This window comes from Mesorhizobium sp. M4A.F.Ca.ET.050.02.1.1 (genome assembly GCF_003997725.1).
In the GTDB taxonomy this organism is placed as follows: domain Bacteria; phylum Pseudomonadota; class Alphaproteobacteria; order Rhizobiales; family Rhizobiaceae; genus Mesorhizobium.
Genome location: NZ_RZSG01000019.1, coordinates 1 through 25889 on the forward strand (window position 1 = coordinate 1; position 25889 = coordinate 25889).

Consider the following 25889-nt stretch of genomic DNA (forward strand, 5'->3'; position numbering starts at 1 on the left):
CTGATGCTGGTCAGGAACGTCGGCCACCTGATGACCAACCCGGCCATTCTCGACCGCGACGGCAATGAGGTGCCGGAAGGCATCATGGACGCCGCGATCACCGCGCTGATCGCGCTGCACGATGTCGGGCCGAACGGCCGCCGCGCCAATTCCCGCGCCGGCTCAATGTATGTGGTGAAGCCGAAGATGCACGGGCCGGAGGAAGTCGCCTACGCCGTCGAGATCTTCGACCGCGTCGAGGCCCTGCTCGGCATGGCCAAAAACACCATCAAGATGGGCATCATGGACGAGGAGCGGCGCACCACCGTCAACCTCAAGGAGGCGATCCGCGCTGCGCGCGAGCGCGTCGTGTTCATCAACACCGGCTTCCTCGACCGCACCGGCGACGAGATCCACACCTCGATGGAAGCCGGCCCGATGATCCGCAAGGGCGACATGAAGCAAGCCGCGTGGATTTCTGCCTACGAGGCCTGGAATGTCGACACCGGACTGGAGTGCGGGCTTGCCGGCCATGCCCAGATCGGCAAGGGCATGTGGGCGATGCCCGACCTGATGGCGGCGATGCTGGAACAGAAGATCGCCCATCCGAAAGCAGGCGCCAACACCGCCTGGGTGCCGTCGCCGACGGCGGCGACATTGCATGCCACGCATTATCACAAGGTCGACGTGCATGCCGTGCAGGCGGCGCTGAAGAGCCGGCCGAAGGCCAGGCTCGACGATATCCTCTCGGTTCCGGTGGCGGTGCGGCCGAATTGGACGCCCGACGAGATCCAGCGCGAGCTCGACAACAATTCGCAAGGCATTCTGGGCTATGTCGTGCGCTGGATCGACCAGGGCGTCGGCTGCTCGAAAGTGCCGGACATCAACGACGTCGGCCTGATGGAGGACCGCGCCACGCTGCGCATCTCTTCGCAGCACATCGCCAACTGGCTGCGCCACAAGGTGTGCTCGGAAATTCAGGTGCGGGATTCGCTGCAGCGCATGGCGGCGATCGTCGACCTGCAGAATGTCGGCGACCCGCTCTACCGGCCGATGGCGGCCGACTTCGACAATTCCATCGCGTTCCAGGCCGCCTGCGACCTGGTGTTCAAGGGCACAGTCCAGCCGAACGGATATACGGAGCCGGTGCTGCATAGACGGCGGCTGGAGCTGAAGGCGCGGTAGCCGCTGGCTGATCGCCTGAACGGCAGCGGCCCGTCATGGAACGTTTCCGATGTATTTCAAACCGACATAGGGCCCGCCCACCGCAACGTTGCCGTTGTTGCTGTTGGGCACCGCAAGCTGAGATGCAGCGGGCTTCCTGCTCTTCCGGCCTGGCTTCACGGCAGGCTTTCGTGCGCCCTGTTTGACCTTATGGTTTCGAGTGCCTTGTTTTGCGACTTGGTTCCGTGCGCCAGGTCCTCCTTGACCTGCGGCCGAAGCGTGCAGGACACTGCCCAGCAGCAAGGCCGCGGCGGCGGTTACGGCAATCCCCTTCCTGAACATGCCCGTCATCCCTCCAAAAGGTTCACTTCGGCACTAGCCTATATGTTTTGCCTACGCGCGGCATCCGGCGGCTCTACGCGGCCTGCGCCATGCGCTCCGCGCTCATCCGGTAGGAAATCGCCTCGGCGAGATGGATGCGCCCAACGGTCTCGCTGGCGTCGAGGTCGGCCAGCGTGCGCGCCACTTTCAGCACTCGGTGATAGGCCCGCGCCGAAAAGGCGAGCTTCTCGCTGGCGTCCTTCAGCAGCGTCAGGCCCGCGCTATCCGGCCTTGCGATCGCCTCGATGATCGCGGGCGGGCAATGCGCGTTGGTCGTGGCGCTGGCGGCGCCAAGCCGTTCGAGCCGCTCGCGCTGGATCGCGCGGGCGCGCGCCACGCGCTGCGCCACCGAAGCGCTGGCCTCGGCCTTGTCGGGCCGGATCAGGTCGCTGGCGGAGACCGCCGGCACCTCGATCCTGAGGTCGATGCGGTCGAGCAGCGGGCCTGAGATGCGCGCCTGGTAATCGGTGCGGCAGCGCTCGCCGCGCAGGCAGCGATAGCCGGGCTCGCCCGACATGCCGCAGCGGCACGGGTTCATCGCCGCGATGAGCTGAATGCGCGCCGGATAGGTGACGCGGTGGTTGGCGCGCGCGATCACGCAGTCGCCGGTCTCCAGCGGCTGGCGCAGCGCATCCAGCGTCTGCGGCGTGAATTCCGGCAATTCGTCGAGGAACAAGACGCCGTGATGCGCGAGCGAGACCTCGCCGGGCCGCGCCCGCAAGCCGCCGCCCACCATCGCCGCCATCGAGGCCGAATGATGCGGGGCGCGGAACGGCCGCCGGTCGGTGAGCTTGCCCTCGCCGAGCTCCCCCGCCACCGAGGCTATCATCGAGACTTCCAAAAGTTCCTTCGGCGCCAGCGGCGGCAGGATCGACGGCAGCCGCTGCGCCAGCATCGATTTTCCAGAACCTGGAGGTCCGACCATCAGCAGATTGTGACCGCCGGCCGCCGCCACTTCCAGCGCCCGCTTGGCACTCTCCTGGCCCTTGATGTCGGCAAGGTCGGGCAGGTCGCGCGCCGCAAGTTGGATGCCGGCCTCGGGCCGCGACAGCACCTGCGTGCCGCGAAAATGGTTGGCGATCGCGATCAGGCTGCGCGGTGCGAGTATGTCGAAGTCCTTGCCGGCCCAGGCCGCTTCCGGCCCGCAGCCGAACGGGCAGATCAGCCCCTTGTTCTCGGCATTGGCGCCGATCGCCGCCGGCAGCGCGCCGGCGACCGCCGCGATCGTGCCGTCGAGCGACAATTCGCCGAGCACGACATAGCCGGCCAGCATATCGCCCGGGATGGCGCCGAGCGCCGCCATCAGGCCGAGCGCGATCGGCAGGTCGTAGTGGCTGCCTTCCTTGGGCAGGTCGGCCGGCGCGAGGTTCACTGTCACCTTCTTCGATGGCATCGACAGGCCCGACGCATGCAGCGCCGCCTGCACCCGCTCGCGGCTTTCCGCCACCGCCTTGTCCGGCAGGCCGACGATCTGCATGCCGACCTTGCCCGGCGCGATCATCACCTGGACATCGACCGGCACGGCCTCGATGCCCTGGAAAGCGACCGTGCGAACCCGCGCCACCATCTTGCTCTGCCCCCACTATCCGCCCGCCGGTCCTGCGATCAGGCGGCGAGCGGGTCAACCAAGACAACCACAGATTTTCGGATTGATCAAGAACATTACGAGAACAAATGCCGACGCCGACTGGAGCAACGGATTCCCGCTCGACACACATAATTAACCACATCGGAAAAAGGCGAGGCGCAGTTTGGTTTGTCACCGATCCGACGCGCGTACGATGCTATCGTTGGGATCGGGGGGCATCCACAGCACGTCCAGGCGCGAAGGCGAGGAAGACAGGATGCCGACCTTAAGCAATGGCAGCGAGCTCACCGTATGGGAAGAAACCGACAATCCCAATCCGAGCCCTGACGCGGTCCTTTTCAGCATTACCGAAACCGACGGCGATGTGATCGGGCCAATAGGAGCAAAGCCGGATTTCCCGTTCGGTGGGATCGACCTGGCTTCGGTCGATGTCTTCGACGGCTTCTTCACCATCACCAGCTTCACCAACGAGGGACGAACCGAGACCTGGACGACGGTGGAGACGCAAGTCTTCGACAATGAAGGCAATCTTATCCGCACCTTGTCCGACCAGGCCGCTTTCATGTCGGCCCAGATTGTCTCGGTCAACGCCGACAGCCCCGACACCATCACGGTGACATGGATCGGCGCGAACGAATATTTCGGCGGCGAAAACACCCAGTACGGGCAGCATCAGATCATCCTGGAAGGCGGCGTGCTGCAGCCCGACAGCTTCGTCAATCATGCGCCCAGCACCGCCGATCTGAATGTGTCGGTTTCGCAGGGGCAATTTCTCGACGACATCAAATTCAGCGCCGCGGATGCCGACTACGATCTCCTGAGCTTTATCGTCGTGGACGGGCCGGACCACGGCGCCCTCGAGCAGAGCACGAGTTTCGACGGCAACTACTACCCCTTTCACCAGGGTCACTACGGCTCGAGCCTGCACTATCATGCCGACTTTCTGAGCGGCAATCTGTTTGACTACACCCCTGAGGCCGGCTTCGTCGGCACCGACAGCTTCACGGTTTACGCGACGGACGGCCAGGGCAACAGCAATGTGGCGACGATTACGATCACGGTGACGCCGCCGGCCGAATCCATCGCGCTGAGCGACATTACGAATGTCGTGAGCTACGGAAGCCACGATCGTGCCGTGCTCGTCGCCGCGCTGGGCGGTGGCGACCGCATCAACGGCACCCCGTTCAACGATACGCTCGACGGCGGCGCCGGCCACGACCAGCTGTTCGGCGGCGCCGGCGCCGACACGATCATCGGCGGCGCGGGCACGGATTGGCTGAAGGGCGACGCCGGCAACGACGCGATAAGCGGCGGTGCGGGCACCGACGGCATCCGCGGCGATACGGGCGACGACGTTCTCGACGGCGGCGCCGGCTCAGACGACCTGCGCGGCGGTACTGGCGACGACATCCTCAATGGCGGCGCCGGCCGCGACTGGCTGGCCGGCGACGCGGGCCGGGATGTCTTCGTGTTCGACGCACTCGGACCGGCGAACTACGACCGTATCGTCGACTTCAAAGCGCTTGACGATGTGTTCCGGCTGGACAGCTCCGCATTCGTCGGGCTGTCGGCCGGCCCGCTTTTTGCTGCCGTCTTCACGGTCGGCAGCGAGGCCATCGATGACAGCGACCATATCATCTATGACGCGACCGGTGCTTTGCTGTTCGATCAGGACGGGGCGGGCGGGGCGGCGGCCGTCCAGTTCGCCACCGTGGACCCGGGCACCTGGCTCACTGCGGACGACTTCTTCGTGGTCTAGACGCGGAATCGGCGAGCCGCAGTTGCACGGAATCAGGCGCGGTTCCAAGGTTGCCGTTACCGCCTTTTGCCCTCGACGCAGTCCCAGAACAGGCTGGCGATGTCGGCGCCGCCGAAGCGCTGGACCTCGCGCACGCCGGTCGGCGAGGTCACGTTGATCTCGGTCATATAATCGCCGATGACATCGATGCCGACGAGGATGAAGCCGCGTTCTCTCAGGGAAGGCCCGATGCGGGCGCAGATCTCGCGTTCGCGCTCCGTCAGCTCGGTCTTTTCGGCGCGGCCGCCGACATGCATGTTGGAGCGCGAATCGTGCTCGGCCGGCACGCGGTTGATTGCGCCCACCGGCTCGCCGTCGATGAGGATGATGCGTTTGTCACCCTTGCGCACGTCCTTCAGGTAGCGCTGCACGATATACGGCTCGCGGAACATCTGGCCGAACATTTCGAGCAGCGAGGCAAGGTTGCGATCGGCCTCGTGCAGATGGAAGATGCCGGCGCCGCCATTGCCGTAGAGCGGTTTGACGATGATGTCGCCGAACTCCTTGCGGAAGGCGGCCACCTCCTGCGGATCCTTGGTGATCAGCGTTTCCGGCATCAGTTCGGGAAATTCGGTGACGAAGATCTTTTCCGGGCTGTTGCGCACCCAGGCCGGGTCGTTGACCACCAATGTCCCAGGATGGATGCGCTCCAGGATGTGCGTGGTGGTGATGTAGTTCATGTCGAAGGGCGGGTCCTGCCGCAAAAGCACGACGTCCATCTCCGACAGATCGGTGCGCACCTTCTCGCCCAGCGAGTAGTGATTGCCCTTCTCGTCGCGCACCTGCATCTCCTCGATGCGCGCGAACACCTTGCCGTCCCGCATCGACAGCCGGTCGGGCGTGTAATGGAAAAGCTTGTGGCCGCGCCGTTGCGCCTCGAGCGAAAGCGCGAAGGACGTGTCGCCGGCGATCGACACGGTGGAGACATGGTCCATCTGGACGGCGATCTTCAGCGGCATATGGGCTCTCCGGCGGCTCTGTCGCCGATATAAGGAAATCGGCGAGGTCTGCCAATCGCGACATTTTGAAGATTGCATCAGCAAGGCGCAAACCCAGCCGGATTGCAGACAAGGCGAGAACCCGCGTCATCGTTTTCTTAAGCCTTGCCATGCAAGGGTGGTTCGAATGAGCCCGGCCCTGCAGACGCCGGACCGGTCCTTGATGGAACAAGAACCATGAACGCCGTCACAACAATCCGCGCCGCCCAGACCAAGCAGCTCGAGCTCACCATCCTGATGCCATGCCTCAATGAGGCCGAGACGCTGGCCGTTTGCATCGGCAAGGCAAAGGCCTTCCTCAACAAGGCCGGTATAGCCGGCGAGGTGCTGATCGCCGACAATGGCAGCACCGACGGCTCCCAGGACATCGCGACAGCTATCGGCGCCCGCGTCGTGTCGGTGCCGCAAAAGGGCTACGGCGCTGCCCTTCTTGGCGGCATCACCGCCGCCAGGGGCCGCTTCATCATCATGGGCGACGCAGACGACAGCTATGATTTCAGCGCGCTGGACGCGTTCGTGGCACGCCTGCGCGACGGCGCCGACCTGGTCATGGGCAATCGTTTCCGGGGCGGCATCGAAGCCGGCGCCATGCCGCCGCTGCATCGCTACCTCGGCAATCCGGTGCTGAGCTTCATCGGCCGCCTGTTCTTCCGCATCACGACCGGCGATTTCCACTGCGGCCTGCGCGGCTTCAATGCCGAGGCCATCAGAAAGCTCGATCTGCAGACCACCGGCATGGAGTTTGCCAGCGAGATGGTGGTGCGCGGCGCGCTTGCCGGGCTGCGTATCGAGGAGGTGCCGACCACGCTCAAGCCGGACGGCCGCAGCCGCCCGCCGCATCTCAGGACCTGGCGCGACGGCTGGCGGCATCTCAAATTCCTGCTGGTCTACAATCCGCGCTGGATGTTCTTCATCCCCGGCATGGTGCTAGGTGGCCTGGGCACGCTGTTTGCGGCTCTGCTGGTGTTCGGGCCGCTCAGGGTGATCAACAATCTGTCGCTCGACCTGAACACCTTCGTCGCCGCCTGCTTCATGATCGTCACTGGCGTGCAGCTCATCACCTTCGGCGTCATTTCGCGCTACTATGCCGAGGTCACCGGCATCCTGCCGCGCAGCCGGGGCTCCGACTGGCTGACCAGGACAATCTCCACCGACCGCCTCGCCGCCAATGCCGGCATCTGCTTTGCCGGCGGCTTCTCGTTTTGCGCCTATGCCGTGCTGCGCTGGGCGAATCTCGGCTTCGGCCCGCTGGACGATTCCGAAATCCCGCGCATCGTCGTACTCGGCCTCAGCCTGATTGTGATTTCGTTCCAGGCCTTCTTCTCGGCATTCCTGCTCGGCGTCCTGGAAATTCCGGTCAAGCGGTTGAGAGCCGGCCAGTCCAGTGATCTGCCGGCGGGCGAAAACCGGTGATCGACGCGTTGCCGGACCTTATCCAGAAGACGCGCCTGTTCCGCTTCCTGGTGGTCGGTGTCGGCGCCGCCCTGCTCCTGTTCGTGCTTTCGTGGCTGCTGGTTTCGCTTGGCCTCTCGCCGTTCGCAGGCAGTGCCGTTGCCTACGCGATCGCCTTCATCGTCGCCTATTCCGCGCAACGCGGCTGGACCTTCGGCGCAGAGCATGATCATGCCACCGCGCTGCCGCGCTATCTTGCGCTGCAGGCCGCATGCGCTGCCTTTTCCGGCCTTGTCTCGCATGTCGCGGTAACGCGTTTTGGCCTGTCGCCCGTCGCCATGTCGGCGTTGACCACGGTCGCGGCAAGCGCGCTGAGCTATATCGTGTCGTCGGCTTGGGTGTTTCCGGCACGCGGCTAGCGCATCTGCATCGAGCTTTACGCTTTGTGAAGCGAGCGGCGCTAGCCTGCGGCACCGAGCAACCACCCGAAAGTCGATCCATGTCCGCCGTCCATGCCGCGATTCCTTCCGGGAAAGCCGCCCGAGCCGCCTGGCGAATGGACCTTCTGGCGGCGCTGCTCACTATGCTGGTGGTGCTCCTGGTCAACGCCTATTCCGGATTTCCGGAACTGACCAACAACGGCGGTGACAATGACAGCATGCTGCGAATGGTCGAGGTTCGCGATCTTCTCTCCGGCCAGGGCTGGTTCGACCTGCACCAGTACCGGATGGGGCCGGAAGGCGGCTTTGTCATGCATTGGTCGCGGCTGGTCGACGCACCGCTCGCCGCCATCATCCTTGCAGCCTCGGCACTGACGGGCAGCGCCGCCGTCGCGGAGAATGTCGCACTGGTTGCGTGGCCGACGCTGCTCTTCGGGGCCGCCGTATTCTACCTCACCCGGGCCGCGCGCAGCTTTGCCGGCGAGCGGGCGGTGCTGCCCGCGGTGGTCGTCGGCGCTGCGGCGCTGCATTTCATAGGCATCTTTTCCCCGGGTGCCATCGATCATCACAATGTCCAGCTCACGCTGACCATGGCTAGCCTCAGCCTGTTGCTTGAGGCGCCGACAAGTCGGTCCGCGGCATTGTTTTCCGGCCTTTGCGCCGCCCTGACGTTGGCGGTCGGCATGGAAACCGCCCCCTATGTCGCGACCATCGGCGCCGCTGTTGCACTGCTCTTTATCGTCGACAGGAGCGGCGAAGGCCGGATCGCGAGGGATTTCGGCGCCGGCTTTGCCGGTGTTTCGGCTCTCGTCTTTGTCACCACGATCCCCGCATCCGCCTGGGGCCAGGCGCAATGCGACGCCTTCTCGATCGTGCAATTCGCCATCGCCGCGCTTGCCGGGGCCGGTCTTGCGGTGGTCGCGTCGATAGACGCCGCCGGCCGCACGCGCCTTCGGCGTATCGTATCGGTCGGCCTGCTCGCCGCGGCACTCGCCGCGGTCGTCCTGTTGTTGTTTCCGCAGTGCCTGGCGGCTCCTTATGCCAATCTCGATCCACGCCTCAAGGAATTGTGGCTCGATCACGTGGACGAAGCTCAGTCGCTGTTCGTGCTTCTCGTCTACAACCCCGCCCGGGTGGCTGCTCGCTATGCCACTCCGCTGATGGGGATGGTGCTCCTGGCTCTTCGCCTGCGCCAGGGCGGCTGGCGCCGGCAGGACACCCTCGTCGGCGTGCTGCTTGTCGTGGCCTTCATCGTCAGCGCCTGGCAGGTGCGTGGCTCGACTTTCTCGGTTGCCTTTGCCGTCATCCCGCTTTCGGCATGGATCGCCAGATGGCGCGAGCGGGTCGAGGCCAGCCCTTCGCCACGCACCTCGCTTCGCATGGCGGCGGCCTGGCTGCTGTCGGTGAACGCGCTCTGGGCCGGCACCGCCACGGCGGTGTCATCGGCCTTCGAGATCGGCAAGGCCAATGACGAAGTCGCCGACACGAATTGCGAGAACAAGGCCTCGTTTGCATCGCTCGCCCGGCTGCCCGGCACCACTGTTCTGGCGATCTCCAATCTCGGCTCGCCTATCCTCGCCTATTCCGCGCACCGTGTGTTCGCCGGTCCCTACCATCGCAACATCGCCGGAAATCTGCTGGCGCTCGATGCTTTCCTGGGGTCCCCGGCGGATGCGCGAAGGATCGTCGAAAGCCACCATGTCGGCTTGGTGGCCGTCTGCCGCGGCAGCACTGAAAGCCAGCTTCTCGCCGAAACGGCACCCAAGGGCTTTCTTGCCGGCCTGGTGGACGGCAGCGTGCCGGAATGGCTGGAGCCGGTGGCGGGAACCCGCGGAGCTCCGATCGAAATCTACCGCGTCCGCCAGGGCGACTAAGCAGGCCACCCGGCGTCCAGAAAATCGATTTCTCGATACGTTTCCTAAAGGGTTTCCTGCCAGTCTCACCGCAAATTCCGACGTGCAACAAGGAACACCGATGCAAACGACGTTTGCCACCGGGCTGGCAGGCAGGGAAAACACGGATCTGGCCTTCACCGATCCGCTGACCGGGCTTGGCAATCACCGCCGCTTCTTCGACAAGGTCGACCGCCTGATCAGCGATCGTTCCGAGGACCCGGCGCCCTTCACCGTCGGCATCCTCGACCTCGACGGCTTCAAGCCGATCAACGACCTGTTCGGCCACAAGGCCGGCGACGACATCCTGATCCAGGTGGCAATGCGGCTGCGCGCCTCGATGGACAGCTATTCCACCGTTTGCCGCATCGGCGCCGACGAGTTCGCCTTCCTCTATCCGATGGTGTTCAGCGAAGAGGCGGCGTCCGAAAAGGCGCGCATGCTGATCGAGATCCTGTCGGCGCCTTATGACGTCGGCGAGCGCACCGCCAGGCTGTCGGCCTCCGTCGGCTGTTCGCTTTTCTACTCCGGCGACGAGACTACCGACATTCTGCTCAACAAGGCCGAAACCGCTCTCTACCACGCCAAGCGTTCCGGTCGCGGCCGGGTCGTCGTCTACACGCGCGAGATGGAAGAGGCGGCCAAGCGCGTCACCCGCATCGAGCAGGCGCTGCGCCGCGCCGTCTCGGCCGGCGAGGTGGAGCCGCATTTCCAGCCCATCGTTGACTTGAACCCCCGCCGCACCATCGGCTTCGAGACACTTGCGCGCTGGACCGACCGCGACCTCGGTTCCGTGCCGCCAAATGTGTTCATCCCGATCGCCGAGGAACGCGGCATCATTGGTCCGCTGTCGCAGCTGGTGCTGCGCAAGGCCACCGAGGCGGCGCGCAGCTAGCCGAAGGACCTGTTCCTGTCCTTCAACCTGTCGCCGTCGCAGCTCGTCGACCAGAACACCGGCCTGCACATACTGGCGATCCTCGACCGCACCGGCTTCGATCCGCACCGGCTGGAGATCGAAATCACCGAGACCGGCCTGATGAACGATCCGGCCTCGGCCGAGAAGATCGTGGCGGATCTGCGCCGCGTCGGCATCCGCGTCTCGCTCGACGATTTCGGCACCGGCCAGTCCTCGCTCGGGCGGCTGCGCGAATTCCATTTCGACAAGCTCAAGATCGACCGCGCCTTCGTCTCCTCGATCCTCGACGACCGCCCGTCCGAGCACATCATCCGCGCCATCCTCGCCATGTGCGAGGGGCTCGGCATGGATGTCGTGGCCGAAGGCATAGAGGAGGAGGCGCAGGCCGACCGCCTGGTCCAGTTCGGCTGCGCCGGCGGGCAGGGCTATCTGTTCGGCAAGCCGATCGATGCCGACGCCACGCTCGGCTATCTGCGCGATTCCTATCGCGGCGCCCTCCACGCCAAGGCAATCTGACCGCCGTTCCTGTACGGATTCGGCCAGCCCCTTCATCCGTGCCGGCGTGATTTGCCTTTTTGTCAGACATAAGCTTGAAAATCTGACGTTTATCCCTTGCCCGCGCGCCTTGTCTGGATAGGATGCGCGCCGACCTGGCCAGGGAGAAAAAAGATGATGCCATCGGCACGTTTTGCCGATCTCGAAGGCGCTTCGGTGCTGATCACCGGCGGCGGTTCCGGCATTGGCGCGGCGCTGACCGAGGGCTTTGTCCGGCAAGGCGCGAAGGTCGCCTTCATCGACATCGCCGACCGTCCGAGCATCGCGCTTGCCGACCGCATCGAGAAGGAGCAAGGCCGGCGGCCACTCTACCTCAAGACCGATCTGCGCGACATCGAGGCGCTGCGCGCCTCGGCCGCCAGGGCGGCTGAAGCGCATGGCGACGTCACCGTCCTGGTCAACAACGCCGCGCTTGACGACCGCCACGCGGTCGAGGACGTCACCGTCGAGTTTTGGGACAACAACCTTGCCGTCAACCTGCGCCCGCATTTCTTCACCGCGCAGGCCGTGGCGCCGGGCATGAAGCGGGCCGGTGGCGGCTCGATCATCAACTTCACCTCGACCTCCTATCTCATCAACCACCCCGACATGCCGGCCTACACCGCCGCCAAGGCCGGCATACTCGGCCTCACCAAGGGCCTTGCCGGCAAGCTCGGCGCCGACCGCATCCGGGTCAACGCGATTGCGCCGGGCTGGGTGATCACCGAACGCCAGAAGGAGCTCTGGGTCACCGAACATGGGCTCGCCGCCCATGTCGCCAAGCAATGCATCAAGGATGTCATGCAGCCCGAGGACATCGTCGGCACGGTGCTGTTCCTGGCCTCGGATGCCTCGCGCATGCTGACCGCGCAGATGCTGATCGTCGACGGAGGCTTCCTGTGAGCGCGGCCCCTGCGGTCGCCGCGCTCGATTGGGGTACGACCAGGCTCAGGGCCTGGCTGCTCGACGACGCAGGCAAGGTGCTTGCCGAGCGTCGCGGCGACGATGGGCTGATCACCGCGCGCGAGAAAGGTTTCTCGAAGGTTCTTGAGGGCCACCTGGCCGCCATGGGGGCGCCTGAGACGCTGCCGGTCATCATCTGCGGCATGGCCGGGTCCCGTCAGGGCTGGCTGGAAGCGCCCTATGTCACCGTGCCCTCGCCTCTCGGCGCCATCCTCGCCGGCGCCGCCCGTGTTCCCGGCCAAAGCCGCGACATTCGCATCGTGCCGGGCCTTGCCCAGCGATCGGCCGATGCGCCCGACGTGATGCGCGGCGAGGAGACCCAGCTCGCCGGCGCCGGTTTGCCGGCAAAGGGCCGCCACCTCGTCTGCATGCCCGGCACCCATTCGAAATGGGTGGTCGTGGAGGACGGCGCCGTTGCCGGCTTCGGCACCTGGCCGACGGGCGAGCTGTTTTCGGTGCTGGCCGCGCATTCGATCCTGCGCCATTCGCTGGGCGAGCATCCGGCAGCGGTGGTCGCGGACAATGCCTTCTTCCGTCAATGGTGTGAACGGGCCCTGGGCGAGGGCGGTGACGTCACCTCGAAGCTGTTTGCCATCCGCGCCGCCGGCCTGCTGCAGGATCTGCAGGCCGACGATGCGGCGGCGTGCCTGTCCGGGCTGCTGCTCGGCGGCGAGATCGCTTCGGCGAAACGCCGTTATGGCGCTGGCGATGCACCTGTCGTGCTGGTCGCCTCCGGCGCGCTGGGTGTGCTGTATGCCGCCGCGCTGGGCATCGCGGACCTTGCCCTCAGAACTGTTGACGCCGATGAAGCAGTGCGTGCCGGGCTCGTCGAGGCGGCACGCGAGAACGGCATGATTGGAGCCGCCGCGTGACCCAGACAGCACCGTTTCCGAAACTCAAGCGCGGCCTCGTCGCCATCCTGCGCGGGCTGAAACCGGGCGAGGCGGTGGCGATCGGCCAGGCGATCTTCGATGCCGGTATCGAGGCGATCGAGGTGCCGCTCAATTCGCCGGAACCCTGCGTCTCGATCGCCGGCCTTGTGCAGGCGTTGCCAAAGGCAGCCCTGGTCGGCGCCGGAACTGTGCTGACGGCGGCCGATGTCGACGCCCTGCACGCAGCCGGCGGCCGGCTGCTGGTCAGCCCTAACATTGATGCCGCGGTGATGGACCGCGCTCGGACCCATGGCATGGTGACGATGCCCGGCGTGTTCACGCCGACAGAAGCCTTCCTGGCGATAAGGCTCGGCGCCTCGGCGCTGAAATTCTTCCCGGCAAGCGTGCTTGGCGCCGGCGGCATTGCGGCCGTGCGCGCGGTGCTGCCCGCCGATGTGCTGATCGGCGCCGTTGGCGGTGTGTCCGAGAAAGATTTTGCCGGCTACAAATCGGCCGGCGTCAGCGTCTTCGGCCTCGGCTCCAGCCTGTTCAAGCCCGGCATGGGCGTCGAGGAGGTGGCCGCGCGGGCTCAGGCCGCCGTTGTCGCCTGGGACGCCGCCTTTGGAGATGCATAATGAGCGACACCGTGTCGGTTTTCTCGGACCGCATCTGCCAGCTTGGCGAAGGCCCGAGCTATGACCGCGGCAGCGATGCGCTGTTCTGGTTCGACATCGTCAATGGCCTGCTGTTGGAGCAGGGCGTTGGCTCCGGCGTGCTGAAGGTGCATGATCTCGGCCTGATGGCCAGCGCGCTGGCCATCATCGATGAACAGCGCCAGCTGATCGCCACCGAAACCGGCCTCCATGTCCGCGATGTCGCGACCGGCAAGCTGACGCTGCACACCGCGATTGAGGCCGACAATCCGCTCACCCGCTCCAACGATTCGCGCGTCCACCCCTGCGGCGCCTTCTGGGTCGGAACTATGGGCAAGGACGAGGGCAAGGGCGCCGGCTCGATCTACTGGTTCTTCAAGGGCGAATTGCGCCGGCTGTTTTCCGACATCACCGTGTCGAACTCAATCTGCTTTTCCGCGGACGGAAAGATCGCCTACTACACCGACACCTCGACCGGGCTCTTGATGCGCGTCGCCTGCGATCCCGCGGCCGGGCTGCCCATAGGTGAACCAAAAGTGTTCGTCGATCACCGTTCGTCCAAGGGCTATGTCGACGGTTCCGTCATCGACCGCGACGGCGTGCTGTGGAACGCCGTCTGGGGCGGCAGGGCGGTCAAGGCCTATGCTCCGGACGGCACGCTGCTGCGCGAAATCCCGATGCCGGTGACGCAGCCCTCCTGCCCGGCCTTTGTTGGCGCGAAGGCCGACAGGCTGGTGGTGACCTCGGCGTGGAAGGGCAAGGACGAAAAGCAGCGCCAGCTCGACCCGCAGGCCGGCATGACCTTCCTGCTCGATTTCGAGGTCAAAGGCCGCTTCGAGCCGCGCGTGCTGATCGCCTGAAGCGACCGGGTCACCGGTTCGCTTTGCGGTTCGGCCCCGTTCTGTCACGCAACCGCCTGCCTTCGTCGGTTTCGCGAGAGCCAATGGCGTCAGCCGTGCGATGGTAGAGGCCGGACCGCCAAGAGCCTTTCCAATCGATGCCGCGCAACCAGCCGAGACTGATCCTCGTCCACGAGCCGGAGAAAGCCTGTTTCGACCGGCTGGTCGCCGACGGCTACCCGGCGGAGCGCGCCACCGAGATATCGTCCTACCTGGCACAGTCGACCGACCTTGCGCCGGAATTCGAGGTGCTGGCCGCTGCTTGCGAAGCGCGCGGCCTCGCCTTTGCGTCGGTCGAGCTGGATGAAGCCGCCGGCGTGCTTGCCCGCGCTGATCGGGATGCCACGCTGGTCTGGACGCTGACCGACGGCATCGCCTATTTCCGGGGCGGCGCGGCGCCCGCGCTGGCAAGGCTCAATGGGCTGAAGACCATCGGCGCCGACGATTCCTTATTCGCGCTCTGCCAGGACAAGTTCCGCTCCGGCGCCGTGCTCGGCGCGCTTGGCTTGCCGGCGCCGCAGGCAGGTCTGGCGCGGAACAGGGAATGGCTGGTCGAGCCGCCAGCCTCGGAAGCCGGCTGGTTCGTCAAGCCGAACCGCCTCGGTGCCAAGATCGGCATCTGGCCGGATTCGCGTGTGGCTGATCTCGGTCATGCGCTGGAGCTTAGCCGGCGCGTCTTCGCCCACTATCGCGACGACGTCGTCGTCCAGCCCTATGTCGCCGGCCGCAACGTGCGCGCCAGCTTCCTCGGCCTGAAGCCGGAGACCGGCGTCGAGGCGCTCGGCATCGCCTTCGTCGAGTCCGGTGGCGATTTCCAGACCATGGCCGACAGCCTGGCGCTCTATGGCGATACCGGCGGGATCGCGAAGGCCGCCGGAACCTATGCCGAGCCGGTGCTCGAGCCCGTCACCGCGAGCCAACCGGCAGCCGATGCGATAATCCGCCGGATCGCCGGGGGCCTGATGACCGGGCTCGGCTTGCGCGATGTCTTCTCCGTCGACCTCAGGGTGGAGGCCGACGACACCGTCCATCTCATCGAGTTCGAGGTCTGTCCCGGCCTGCCCTGCTTCGATTTCCGTGACTATTGCCGCGCGCAATGGGGCCTCGGTCTCGCCGATGCGATGGCCGAAACCGCGAGGACCCGGCTTCGACCATGACCCCGAAAAGTGGGAGCCGGTTTTCGGACAAGGTCATGGTCAAGCAGGGGGCTAGATGCCCTCGACCAGCACGATCTCGCCGTCGGCCACCTTCTGGCGGATGGCGACGGCGCGCTGGTATTCCGGCGAATGGTAGCATTCATGCGCCGCGGCAAGCGACGGAAACTCGATGATGACGTTGCGCGCGCGGCCCGGCCCCTCGGCCTTCTCGTGCTCGCCGCCGCGCGCCAGGAATTTCGCGCCGAACCGCTCGAAGGCCGGCTTCGCGGCGGCGACATAGTCCTTGTAGCCCTCGGCGTCGCGCACATCGACGCGGGCGACCCAGTATCCCTTTGCCATATCGTTTCTCCGAGTTTGGGACTTATGCGGACCGCATTTCGGCCAGGATGGCCTCGGCGGCAGCGCGCCTGTCGGCGGCGCCGACGATCGGGCGGCCAACGACAAGATGGCTGGAGCCGTTGCGAATCGCCTGCGCCGGGGTCACCACCCGTTTCTGGTCGCCATGGTCGCTGCCCTTGGGGCGTATTCCCGGCGTGACCACGGCCATGTTCGGCCCGACGATCCGGCGCACGGCTTCCGCCTCCTCGGCGGAACAGACGACGCCGCCCATGCCGGCATGCAGCGCTTGCTCTGAGCGCCTCAGCACCAGCGTGTGCGGGTCGTATTCGTAGCCGGCGTCGATCATGTCCTGCTCGTCCATCGAGGTCAGCACGCTGACCGCGAGCAGGCAGAGATCGCTGCCCCGGGCCGCTTCGACAGCAGCCCGCATCGCCTTGGGATAGGAGTGGATGGTGAGCATCGTCATGCCCATCCTGACGATGTTCTCGACCCCCTTGGCCACCGTGTTGTCGATGTCGAGCAGCTTCATGTCGAGGAAGATCCTGATGCCGCCGCTGGCAAGCTCGCGAGCGAAGTCGAGTCCGCCGGCGAAGGCCAGCTGATAGCCGATCTTGTAGAAGGAGACCGTGCCGTCGAGCTCGCGCACCGCTTTCTCGGCGTCCTTCACCGTCGGCACGTCGAGACCGACGATCAGCCTGTCGCGCATGGTGTCGGCATGCTCCGGGATCATGCTTCGATCCGGCTGGACAGCATGCGCGAGGTTTCGATCAGTGTGCGGCATAGGCGCTCCATCGATTGGCGTAGTCTGTCGTCGCGGAAATGTCCATTCTCGTCGAAGGCGTCGCTGGCGCCAGAGACCGAGCATTCCGGCGTGACCACCTCGACCTGGCAGCGCACCAGCACGGCGCGCAGGTGATTGATGCAGCGTATGCCGGCAAACTTGCCGTCGGAGGAGGAGCAGAGGCCGGCGGGCTTGCCTGCAAACGGCCTGAACGAGCGGCCGCCGTCGCGGCGTATCCGGCTCACCCAGTCGATGCTGTTCTTGAGCAGAGGTGGCAGCGAGCCGTTATATTCCGGCGTGGCGATCAACAGTCCATCGTGGTTGGCGATCAGCCGGCCGATCCGCATGGCATTCTCGGGAATGCCTTTCTCCTTTTCCAAGTCCTCGTCCATGATCGGCAGCGGATAGTCGCCAAGCGAGATGCGGGTCACCTCGGCGCCCTGCATGGCAAGCTCTTTCTGCGCCACGTCCGCGGTCCTGCCGCTGAAGGCGCCCCACCGGATCGAGCCTGCGAAGACGAGGATTTTTGGGATCATTGGCATTGGCCACCCTTGTTCCCGGACAGGTACAGAAAGGGGCCGCTCAAATCAACGTTTGGATGAGGGAGGAAGAGAGTAGGGCAGTAAGGCAGTAAGGCAGTACGGTATCGAGCCGTTCACTCCCCTGCTGCCCCACTGCCGTACTCCCCTATTCCTTCTCCTCTAATGCGCCTCGCGCCGGTAGATCCACAGCTGCGTCGGCGGGATGTTGCGGATGATGAAATCGAAATGCTTGACCGTGTAGTCGCCGCGGCCGGGCGGGATCGGCGACAGCGGACCATAGGTCAGCTGAACGATCGGCCGGCCGGCGGGGATGCGGTCGAGCAGGCTTTCGATATAGGCGATGCGCTGGGCGACCGGGAAGTTCAGCAGCGGCACGCCGGAGACAACCGAATCGAACACCATGTCGCGCTTGTCGCCGAGCGTCGCGTTGAGATTGAAGGCGTCGCCTTCGATGACGTTGACGCCCGGATAAAGCCGACGCAGGTGGCGCACGAAATCGGTCGAGTATTCGACCGCGTAGAGATTTTCCGGCTTTATCCCCTGCGCCAGGATGGCGCGGGTGATGACGCCGGTGCCGGGGCCGACCTCAAGCACCGGCAGGCCGGATTTCGGATTGACGATCGAGGCCATCTTGCGGGCGGTGATGGAACTGGTGGGAACGATCGAGCCGACCGTCTTCGGCTTGTCGATCCAGCCCCTGAAGAACTTCAGCTCGTCGTCGAACTTCTCCGCCAGCGACTTGCGCAACCCGGGACCACGTGCCATGCGAGCTCTCCTCAACGCTCCCCGACCCGCTAATTAGCAGCTAGGTGGGACAAGGCAAGGCGTCAACCTGGCATAAGGTGTTGATGACGCTCGGGAAGCAATCCCCGGGACATGCCCTTCAACCTCTCAGCGGTCGCTGAAGGATTCGAAAAAGTCCTTCATGCGGGCGAAGAAGCCGCTCGACTGGGGCGAATTGTCCTGCGAGGACAGCTGCTCGAACTCTTCCAGGAGCTCACGCTGCCGGCGCGACAGGTTCTGCGGCGTCTCGACCGCGGTCTGGATGTAGAGGTCGCCGACATTGGGCTGGCGCAGCACCGGCATGCCCTTGCCCTTCAACCGGAACTGGCGGCCGTTCTGCGTGCCTTCCGGCACCTTCACCTTGGTCTGCGTGCCGTCGAGCGTCGTCACCTCGAAGGACCCACCGAGAGCCGCTGTCGTCATCGAGATCGGCACCTTGCAGTAGAGGTCGGCGCCGTCGCGCTGGAAGAACTCGTGCGGCTTGACCGCGAGGAAAATGTAGAGGTCGCCCGACGGGCCGCCGCGCAGGCCGGCCTCGCCCTCATTGGCCAGCCGGATGCGGGTGCCGTCCTCGATGCCGGCCGGGATGTTGACCGACAGCGAACGTTCCTCAGTGACGCGGCCCTGGCCGGCGCATTTCGGGCACGGGTCCTTGATCGTCTGGCCGCGGCCCTGGCACTGCGGGCAGGTGCGCTCGATCGAGAAGAAGCCTTGCGTGGCGCGCACCTTGCCGTGGCCGTTGCACATCGAGCAGGTGGCCGGCTGGGTGCCGGGCTTGGCGCCGCTGCCCGAACATTCAGAGCAGGAGATCGAGGCCGGCACGCGGATTTGCGCGGTCTTGCCGGAAAACGCCTCCTCCAGCGAAATCTCCATATTGTAGCGCAGGTCCGCGCCACGCTCGCGGCCGCCCGACGAGCGGCGCTGGCGGCCGCCCATCATGTCGCCGAAAATATCCTCGAAGATGTCGGCGAAGCCGCCGGCGCCGAAGCCCTGCGCGGCGCCATTCATGCCGCCATGTTCGAAGGCGGCGTGGCCGAAACGATCATAGGCCGCGCGCTTCTGCGGGTCCTTCAGCGTCTCGTAGGCTTCGTTGATTTCCTTGAACTTGTGCTCGCAGGCGTGATCGCCGGGATTGCGGTCGGGATGAAACTGCATGGCGAGCTTGCGGAAAGCGCTCTTGAGCTCCTTGTCGTCGGCGCCCTTTTGCACGCCCAGCGTCTCGTAGAAATCAGCTTTCATTTTTTCCCGCAGTCCGGATGCTCAATGTCTTGATGCACTGTTGCGTCGTTTGCCGGCACGTCGTTCCGATTTAGGTGCGATGGCGTCCGGATGCCAGTGCTGGCGCGGCCTTGCCCGCACTTTTTCATGAAGGGTTGCAAAAAAGCCCGGCCTTGCGCCGGGCTTTTCGCATTATTTGCCGTCAGGCGGCTCAGGCCGACTTCTTCTTGTCGTCGTCCTCGTCGATTTCCTCGAAATCGGCGTCGACCACGTCCGAATCCTTGGCGGCGTCCGCTTTGGCGTCGGCCTCGGCCGCTTCCTTCTGCGAGGCTTCGTACATGGCCTGGCCGAGCTTCATCGAAGCTTCGGCGAGCGCCTGCGTCTTGGCCTCGATCTCGGCCGCGTCGTCGCCTTCGGTGGCGGCCTTCAGCGCCGCGATCGCATCGGCGATCGCCGTACGGTCGGCTTCCGAGACCTTATCGCCATATTCCTTCAGCGACTTCTCCGAGGAATGCACCAGCGCCTCGGCCTGGTTGCGGGCCTCGACCACGGCGCGCCGCTTCTTGTCGGCTTCGGCATTGGCCTCGGCGTCCTTGACCATCTTCTCGATGTCGGCGTCCGAAAGGCCGCCGGAAGCCTGGATGCGGATCTGGTGCTCCTTGCCGGTGCCCTTGTCCTTGGCCGAGACGTTGACGATGCCGTTGGCGTCGATGTCGAAGGTGACCTCGATCTGCGGCACGCCGCGCGGTGCCGGCGGGATGCCGACAAGGTCGAACTGGCCGAGCAGCTTGTTGTCTGCCGCCATCTCGCGCTCGCCCTGGAAGACGCGGATCGTCACCGCCGACTGACTGTCCTCGGCGGTCGAGAACACCTGGCTCTTCTTGGTCGGGATCGTGGTGTTGCGCTCGATCAGGCGGGTGAACACGCCGCCCAGCGTTTCGATGCCGAGCGACAGCGGCGTCACGTCGAGCAGGAGCACGTCCTTGACGTCGCCCTGCAGCACGCCGGCCTGGATGGCGGCGCCAAGCGCGACGACCTCATCCGGGTTGACGCCCTTGTGCGGGTCCTTGCCGAAGAACTGCTTCACGATCTCCTGGATCTTGGGCATGCGGGTCATGCCGCCGACCAGGACGACCTCGTCGATCTCGCCAGCCTTCAGGCCGGCATCCTTGAGCGCCGCCTTGCAGGGGTCGATCGTGCGCTGGACGAGATCCTCGACCAGGCTTTCGAACTTCGCCCTGGTCAGCTTCAGCGTCAGGTGCTTCGGCCCGGTGGCGTCGGCGGTGATGAAGGGCAGGTTGATCTCGGTCTGCGTCGTTGACGACAGCTCGATCTTGGCCTTCTCGGCCGCTTCCTTGAGACGCTGCAGGGCGAGCTTGTCGGCCTTCAGGTCGATGCCCTGCTCCTTCTTGAACTCGGCCGCCAGGTACTCGACCAGGCGCATGTCGAAATCCTCGCCGCCGAGGAAGGTGTCGCCATTGGTCGACTTCACCTCGAAGACGCCGTCGCCGATCTCGAGCACCGAAATGTCGAAGGTGCCGCCGCCAAGGTCATAGACGGCGATGGTCTTGCCGTCCTTCTTGTCGAGGCCGTAGGCAAGGGCCGCGGCCGTCGGCTCGTTGATGATGCGCAGCACTTCGAGGCCGGCGATCTTGCCGGCGTCCTTGGTCGCCTGGCGCTGGGCGTCGTTGAAATAGGCCGGAACGGTGATGACCGCCTTCTCGACCTTCTCGCCGAGATAGGCTTCCGCCGTTTCCTTCATCTTCTGCAGGATCATGGCCGAGATCTGGCTGGGCGACTGCTTCTTGCCGCCGGCCTCGACCCAGGCATCGCCATTGTCGCCCTTGACGATCTTGTAGGGGACAAGCTTCTTGTCCTTCTCCGTCACCGGATCGTCATAGCGGCGGCCGATCAGGCGCTTCACCGCGAAGATGGTGTTCTCAGGATTGGTGACCGCCTGGCGCTTGGCCGGCTGGCCGACGAGGCGTTCGCCGTCGCTCGAGATGGCGACGATCGAAGGGGTCGTGCGCGCGCCCTCCGCATTCTCGATAACCTTGGGCTCCTTGCCGTCCATGATGGCAATACAGGAGTTGGTGGTTCCGAGGTCGATACCGATTACTTTTGCCATTGTTCTAGTCTCTCCGCTAAGCAGGCTCTCAGGACCCTGATCAGGCGTTCCAACGAAAGCCCCTGTTCACAAGAAATCCCGTTCCGGCAACCGGCGTTCCGGCGCCGAACGGCTTGGCGCGTATATAAGAACAGGCTGCACGGGGCGCAAGCATTCTGCGCAAGGCGTCCACGATCCCGCCAGATGACGGGAAAAATGCCTAAATCGCGCATATCGCAGCCGATTTGCCGCCGGACACGGACGGACTTGCACAATCCGCCGCGGGCAAAAACGTCGCAGCCGCCACAATCAGAGCCCGAACGCCTGCTGGGAAAGCGCCCGCAGCTTCGGGAAAATCGCCGTTCCGCCGGCGATCACCAGCGTTCCCTGGCTGATGACGGTTTTCGGATCGGGCTTCAGCACCGTGCCTCCGGCTTCCTCGACAAGCAGCATGCCGGCCAGGCAATCCCAGGCGTTCATGTGTTCCTCGATATAGCCGAGCAGCCGGCCGGACGCGGCATAAGCCAGCATCAGCGCGCCCGACGCGTTGCGGTAGAAGACGCCGCCTTCAGCCATGATCTGGCGGATGAGCACGGCGACATGCCCGGTATCGGCCCGGTTGGACAGGCCGGTTCCCACCGATCCTTCGGTGAGGCTCGCGGCATCGCTCGCCTTGATCGGCCGGCCGTTGACGAAGGCGCCGCCATCACGATGGCAGTGGAAGGTCTCGCCGGTCGAGGGCTCGTGGATCACGCCGACGACGGTCCCGCCCTCGCGGGCGCAGGCGATCACCACGCACCAGGCCGGAATCCCGCGCACGAAATTGGCGGTGCCGTCGATCGGGTCGATCACCCAGACAAAGCCGGTCGTTCCGACGACCGGCGCATGTTCCTCGCCGACGATGCCGTCCCGCGGATAGGCGTCGGCAATGGCGGCGCGGATGAACAGCTCGACTTCGCGGTCGCCGTCCGAGACCAGGTCCTGATGGCCCTTGCTCTCGACGGTCAGGTTTTCGAGGTCGCGGAAATATTTCAGGCCGAGCTCGCCGGCGCGGCGCGCAAGGTCGATGGCAAAGCGCGTTCGCGCGTCGAGGTCGTTGGTCACAGGCGTGCTCGCTGCCGGGAAAGCGTGGTCCGCCCATAGCAAAAGCCGCTGCCCTGCAAAAGCGGCAAAACCAGTGAATGGCCTCAGGCCGCCCGCGACAGCGACTTGTGGACGTAGGCAAGGATCTCGAACGAGCGCACCCTGGCCGCATGGTCGAAGATCTGCGCCGTCACCATCAGCTCGTCGGCGCCAGTGCGGCGTACGAAGGCATCGATGCCGAGCCTCACCGTCTCCGGCGACCCGACGACGGCGCAGGACAGCGCCTGGCCCAGCATGGTCTTCGCCATCGGGTCCAGCGTCTGCTCGTAGCCCTCGACCGGCGGCGGCAACCGGCCGGGCCGGCCGGTGCGCAGATTGACGAAGGCCTGCTGCAGCGAAGTGAACAAATGCCGTGCCTCGGCGTCGGTCGGCGCGGCGAAGACGTTGAGGCCAAGCATGACATACGGCCTGTCGAGTTCGGCCGACGGCTGGAAGCGCGAGCGGTAGACCTCAAGTGCATGGTCTAGCTCGGCCGGCGCGAAATGCGAGGCGAAGGCGTAAGGAAGGCCGAGCAGGGCGGCGAGTTGCGCGCCGTACAGGCTGGAGCCGAGGATCCAGACCGGCACCTTTTGGCCTTCGCCGGGCACGGCGCGGATGCGTTGACCCTCCTCGGCCGGCTGGAAATAGCCCATCAGCTCGACGACGTCCTGCGGGAAATTATCGCTGGCCTCGAGATTGCGGCGCAGCGCCCTGGCGGTCATCATGTCGGTGCCCGGCGCGCGGCCTAGCCCGAGGTCGATGCGGCCGGGAAACAACGCCGCCAGCGTGCCGAACTGCTCGGCGATGACCAGCGGCGCATGGTTGGGCAGCATGATGCCGCCGGCGCCGACGCGGATCGTTTTTGTGCCCCCGGCGACATGGGCGATGACCACCGAAGTCGCGGCACTGGCTATGCCCGGCATGTTGTGATGCTCGGCCAGCCAGTAACGCCTGTAGCCGAGGCGTTCGGCATGGCGGGCGAGGTCGAGCGAGTTCGCCAGCGAGCGCGAGGCATCGCTGCCTTCGGCGATCGGCGACAGGTCAAGGACGGAAAGGGCTGTCATTTCTCAGCGCTCCACGATGCTCTTTTCCCGCAGCCTGGCCTCGAAGGCAGGCCGGTCCGGGATGACGATGTCGATCTGGTTTTCCAGCACGTCGGCAAGTTCGGCCGCCGTCGCGATCTCCCGCTGCTCGGTGCGGCCGCCGACATGATGCGTCGACAGCCGGTTGTTGCGCAGCGCGTAGCGCCGGTCGGGCAGGGCGCGCGCCGCGATCACCGAGGACAGGAAATGCGAGCTCGGATGCGTCGACAGGAAGTGGCTGCTGACCGCATAGTCGACCTCGTAGCTGCGCTGCATGTCGAAGCGGTAGACGTTGCGCCAGGCGCCGCCGAGTTCCACCTGCAGGCGGAAGTGATCGTCCGTCTCCACGAGGCGGAAGGTTTCATGCGGGGTCTGCTGCTCGGGTCCGGCTTCGAGCAGCAGCGGCGCCGTCAGCGTCAGCCCGCCGAAGCCGACATCGGCAAGATGGGTGCGGCCGTCGAGCTCGACACGCAGCAGCATGTGGCTGCGCGCGGTAACGGCGTCGTCGGTCTGGCCCCACAGGACCCGCGCGGCAAGGCCGCTCACCTCGAAGCCGAGCGCCGTCAGCGCATGCAAGAGGATCAGATTGTGCTCATAGCAATAGCCGCCGCGGCCGCGCGCCAACACCTTGTCCTGCAGCGAGGCGGGATCGAGCTTGACCGGATGCCCGAGAAACGGATCGAGGTTCTCGAACGGGATCGCCTGCGGATGCTGCCGGTGCAGCGCTTTCAGCGTCGCCAGCGACACCTCGGTCGGACCGCGATAGCCGATACGGGCGAAATAGGCATCCAGGTCGAAGGAGGCGTTGGTCATGAAGGAGGTCCGGCTTGACCGGCTCGATATAGGCACTCGCTCCGGGTCCGACAAACAGCGCGGCCAACAATTGCCGGGCTGGGTCAGGTCCGGACCTTGCCGTTCTCCTCGGCCGTATCCTCCTCGACGACGACGCTGTGCTGTGCCGCCAGGAAATTGCCGACATGGCTCAGCCCTTCGAAGTGGTCGCAGAAGACCTTGATGACGACCAGCAGCGGTACCGCCATCAGCGCGCCGACGAAGCCCCACAGCCACGACCAGAAGGCAATGGCGATGAAGACCGCCACCGCGTTGATCTCCAGGCGTCTGCCGACCACCATCGGTGTCACGAACTGGCCCTCTACCAGGTCGCACAGAAGCACGAAGGCCGGCGCCAGCAGCGCATAGGAGATCGAGTCGAAGCTGATCAGCGCGATCACCGTGACCAGCAGGATCGTCATCAGCGCCCCGACATAGGGCAGGAAGTTGAGCAAGGCGGCGGCCGCGCCCCAGACCATTGGGTTGGGCATGCCGAGCCCCCACAGGCCCAGGCCAATTACCGTGCCGAGGCCGGCATTGATGATGGTAACGGTAAGCAGGTAATGCGAGATCTCGCGCTCGACGTCGTAGACGACCCGCAAGGCCCGCTTCTTCTCGCTGAGGCTGGCGAACGACTGGATGATCTTCTCGTAGAACATCGTGCCCGAGGCGAGCAGGAACAGCGACAGCACGAAGACGATGGTGATGCCGGTGCCCGCCGACAGGATGTTGCCGGCGGCGGAAGACAACATGCCGGATTGCGCCAGCACGACCTTCTGGACGTCGGGCTCCTGCGAGGTCTCGGTCAACCCTTCCAGCTGATGCGAGATCTGCATGATCTTTTCGAACGGCTGCCTGAGCTGTGCCAGGCGCTCGGTCAGCTGCAGGCCGATCGAGGGGGCCTTGTTGATGAGGTCAATGACCGGGCCGCTGAGCAGATAGCCGGCGCCGGCGACGAAAATCACCGACATGAGCACAAGCAGCGTTGCAGACAGCGCATCGGGCACGCCGCGCTGGCGCAGGAAGCGCACGATCGGCGTGAGCGTCAGCGCCAGCAGGAAGGCGAGGATCACCGGCATGAAGAAGGCGCGCCCGAAATAGAGCGCATAGACGGTCATCAGAATGAAGATGCCGATGAGCAGGGACCGCATCAAATGCGTGTCCGCTCGCGCGGCCTCGCGCGGGTCCGGACTCCCTGCGGCACCGGCGCTACCCGAAGCGGTCGGTTCGGCCTTCATCGCTTTCCTCGGGCACACCGCGACACGCGGCTTCCCTGCGAAAACGCCCGCGTAGCTGCAAGGTTCCGTTAGCCGGCAATGACCCCTTGGCCCGGATGGGATCAGGTCACGCGACCCGATCAGGCGACGGGCTCGGCGGGCGCGATCTTCGCGGTCTCCCTGCGGACGATCGGCGCCACCCTGGTGCCGTAGAGCTCGATCGCCTTCATGACCTTTGCGT

The 25889-nt window shown here is 65.3% G+C and carries 23 protein-coding genes and 1 pseudogene; 11 read left to right on the forward strand and 13 right to left on the reverse strand.

What is annotated here, in order from left to right; translation table 11 throughout:
- Nucleotides 1–1164, forward strand: a 1164-nt coding sequence (locus tag EOA33_RS03100; RefSeq protein WP_127404922.1) for a malate synthase G, incomplete at its 5' end; no start/stop codon positions are given.
- A gap of 394 nt (nucleotides 1165–1558) precedes the next feature.
- Here the strand turns inward: EOA33_RS03100 and EOA33_RS03105 are convergent.
- Both EOA33_RS03105 and EOA33_RS40200 read right to left on the reverse strand, forming a co-directional pair.
- On the reverse strand, nucleotides 1559–3091 hold the full coding sequence (locus EOA33_RS03105; protein WP_126057232.1) for a YifB family Mg chelatase-like AAA ATPase: 1533 nt from the start codon (nucleotides 3089–3091) through the stop codon (nucleotides 1559–1561).
- A 192-nt stretch (nucleotides 3092–3283) separates the two neighbouring features.
- Nucleotides 3284–3568 (reverse strand): hypothetical protein, encoded by a 285-nt coding sequence (locus tag EOA33_RS40200; RefSeq protein ID WP_245482213.1) that lies wholly within the window; start codon nucleotides 3566–3568, stop codon nucleotides 3284–3286.
- Between the two features lie 40 nt (nucleotides 3569–3608).
- Between EOA33_RS40200 and EOA33_RS03110 the strand changes: the two genes are divergently transcribed.
- Nucleotides 3609–4871 carry an Ig-like domain-containing protein gene (locus EOA33_RS03110; protein WP_245482214.1) on the forward strand — a complete coding sequence of 421 codons (1263 nt, stop codon included), beginning with the start codon at nucleotides 3609–3611 and terminating at the stop codon, nucleotides 4869–4871.
- A gap of 56 nt (nucleotides 4872–4927) precedes the next feature.
- Here the strand turns inward: EOA33_RS03110 and gshB are convergent, their stop codons facing one another.
- Nucleotides 4928–5869 carry a glutathione synthase gene (gshB, locus tag EOA33_RS03115; protein ID WP_126057230.1) on the reverse strand — a complete coding sequence of 314 codons (942 nt, stop codon included), beginning with the start codon at nucleotides 5867–5869 and terminating at the stop codon, nucleotides 4928–4930.
- A gap of 216 nt (nucleotides 5870–6085) precedes the next feature.
- Here gshB and EOA33_RS03120 point away from each other — a divergent pair, with 216 nt between their 5' ends.
- The 9 genes and pseudogenes from EOA33_RS03120 (at nucleotide 6086) to EOA33_RS03160 (ending at nucleotide 15626) form a co-directional block, all read left to right on the forward strand.
- Nucleotides 6086–7321 carry a glycosyltransferase gene (locus EOA33_RS03120; RefSeq protein ID WP_126057229.1) on the forward strand — a complete coding sequence of 412 codons (1236 nt, stop codon included), beginning with the start codon at nucleotides 6086–6088 and terminating at the stop codon, nucleotides 7319–7321.
- Complete coding sequence (locus EOA33_RS03125; protein ID WP_245455294.1) at nucleotides 7318–7719, forward strand: GtrA family protein; 402 nt, start codon at nucleotides 7318–7320, stop codon at nucleotides 7717–7719. Before EOA33_RS03120 ends, EOA33_RS03125 begins: the two co-directional genes overlap by 4 nt.
- A 137-nt stretch (nucleotides 7720–7856) precedes the next feature.
- Entirely contained in the window at nucleotides 7857–9614 is a 1758-nt protein-coding gene (locus tag EOA33_RS03130) for a GtrA family protein (protein ID WP_245455293.1), read from the forward strand.
- 100 nt (nucleotides 9615–9714) lie between these two features.
- Nucleotides 9715–11064: pseudogene (locus EOA33_RS03135) on the forward strand (EAL domain-containing protein).
- Between the two features lie 153 nt (nucleotides 11065–11217).
- Nucleotides 11218–11985 (forward strand): SDR family oxidoreductase, encoded by a 768-nt coding sequence (locus EOA33_RS03140; RefSeq protein WP_126057227.1) that lies wholly within the window; start codon nucleotides 11218–11220, stop codon nucleotides 11983–11985.
- Nucleotides 11982–12917, forward strand: a complete 936-nt coding sequence (locus EOA33_RS03145) for a 2-dehydro-3-deoxygalactonokinase (RefSeq protein ID WP_127422230.1) — start codon at nucleotides 11982–11984, stop codon at nucleotides 12915–12917. Before EOA33_RS03140 ends, EOA33_RS03145 begins: the two co-directional genes overlap by 4 nt.
- On the forward strand, nucleotides 12914–13552 hold the full coding sequence (locus EOA33_RS03150; protein WP_126057225.1) for a 2-dehydro-3-deoxy-6-phosphogalactonate aldolase: 639 nt from the start codon (nucleotides 12914–12916) through the stop codon (nucleotides 13550–13552). The genes EOA33_RS03145 and EOA33_RS03150 overlap by 4 nt, the downstream gene beginning before the upstream one ends.
- On the forward strand, nucleotides 13552–14430 hold the full coding sequence (locus tag EOA33_RS03155) for an SMP-30/gluconolactonase/LRE family protein (RefSeq protein ID WP_126057224.1): 879 nt from the start codon (nucleotides 13552–13554) through the stop codon (nucleotides 14428–14430). The genes EOA33_RS03150 and EOA33_RS03155 overlap by 1 nt, the downstream gene beginning before the upstream one ends.
- A gap of 137 nt (nucleotides 14431–14567) precedes the next feature.
- Nucleotides 14568–15626, forward strand: coding sequence for a D-alanine:D-lactate ligase-like protein (locus EOA33_RS03160; protein WP_127404924.1), 1059 nt, complete (start codon nucleotides 14568–14570; stop codon nucleotides 15624–15626).
- Between the two features lie 51 nt (nucleotides 15627–15677).
- On the opposite strand, the gene EOA33_RS03165 is transcribed toward EOA33_RS03160, so the two are convergent.
- The 10 genes from EOA33_RS03165 to EOA33_RS03210 all read right to left on the reverse strand — a co-directional run bounded on the left by EOA33_RS03165 (nucleotide 15678) and on the right by EOA33_RS03210 (nucleotide 25669).
- Nucleotides 15678–15965 carry a DUF1330 domain-containing protein gene (locus EOA33_RS03165; protein ID WP_127400114.1) on the reverse strand — a complete coding sequence of 96 codons (288 nt, stop codon included), beginning with the start codon at nucleotides 15963–15965 and terminating at the stop codon, nucleotides 15678–15680.
- A 22-nt stretch (nucleotides 15966–15987) separates the two neighbouring features.
- Nucleotides 15988–16695 carry an orotidine-5'-phosphate decarboxylase gene (gene pyrF / locus EOA33_RS03170; RefSeq protein WP_126057221.1) on the reverse strand — a complete coding sequence of 236 codons (708 nt, stop codon included), beginning with the start codon at nucleotides 16693–16695 and terminating at the stop codon, nucleotides 15988–15990.
- The gene (locus tag EOA33_RS03175; RefSeq protein ID WP_126057220.1) at nucleotides 16692–17288 is read right to left on the reverse strand and encodes an NADPH-dependent FMN reductase; all 597 of its coding nucleotides are present in this window, start codon (nucleotides 17286–17288) and stop codon (nucleotides 16692–16694) included. The genes pyrF and EOA33_RS03175 overlap by 4 nt, the downstream gene beginning before the upstream one ends.
- Before the next feature lie 159 nt (nucleotides 17289–17447).
- Nucleotides 17448–18053 carry a phospholipid N-methyltransferase PmtA gene (gene pmtA / locus EOA33_RS03180; protein ID WP_126057219.1) on the reverse strand — a complete coding sequence of 202 codons (606 nt, stop codon included), beginning with the start codon at nucleotides 18051–18053 and terminating at the stop codon, nucleotides 17448–17450.
- Nucleotides 18054–18179: 126 nt separating this feature from the next.
- Nucleotides 18180–19310 carry a molecular chaperone DnaJ gene (dnaJ, locus tag EOA33_RS03185; protein ID WP_126057218.1) on the reverse strand — a complete coding sequence of 377 codons (1131 nt, stop codon included), beginning with the start codon at nucleotides 19308–19310 and terminating at the stop codon, nucleotides 18180–18182.
- 190 nt (nucleotides 19311–19500) lie between these two features.
- A complete protein-coding gene (gene dnaK, locus EOA33_RS03190; RefSeq protein ID WP_126057217.1) occupies nucleotides 19501–21417 on the reverse strand; it encodes a molecular chaperone DnaK in 1917 nt (638 codons plus the stop codon).
- Between the two features lie 288 nt (nucleotides 21418–21705).
- Nucleotides 21706–22500, reverse strand: a complete 795-nt coding sequence (locus tag EOA33_RS03195; protein ID WP_127404925.1) for an inositol monophosphatase family protein — start codon at nucleotides 22498–22500, stop codon at nucleotides 21706–21708.
- A gap of 83 nt (nucleotides 22501–22583) precedes the next feature.
- Nucleotides 22584–23582, reverse strand: coding sequence for an LLM class flavin-dependent oxidoreductase (locus EOA33_RS03200; protein ID WP_126057216.1), 999 nt, complete (start codon nucleotides 23580–23582; stop codon nucleotides 22584–22586).
- A 3-nt stretch (nucleotides 23583–23585) separates the two neighbouring features.
- The gene (locus EOA33_RS03205) at nucleotides 23586–24413 is read right to left on the reverse strand and encodes an arylamine N-acetyltransferase (protein WP_126057215.1); all 828 of its coding nucleotides are present in this window, start codon (nucleotides 24411–24413) and stop codon (nucleotides 23586–23588) included.
- Between the two features lie 83 nt (nucleotides 24414–24496).
- Nucleotides 24497–25669, reverse strand: a complete 1173-nt coding sequence (locus tag EOA33_RS03210; protein ID WP_126057214.1) for an AI-2E family transporter — start codon at nucleotides 25667–25669, stop codon at nucleotides 24497–24499.
- Between the last annotated feature and the right edge of the window lie 220 nt (nucleotides 25670–25889).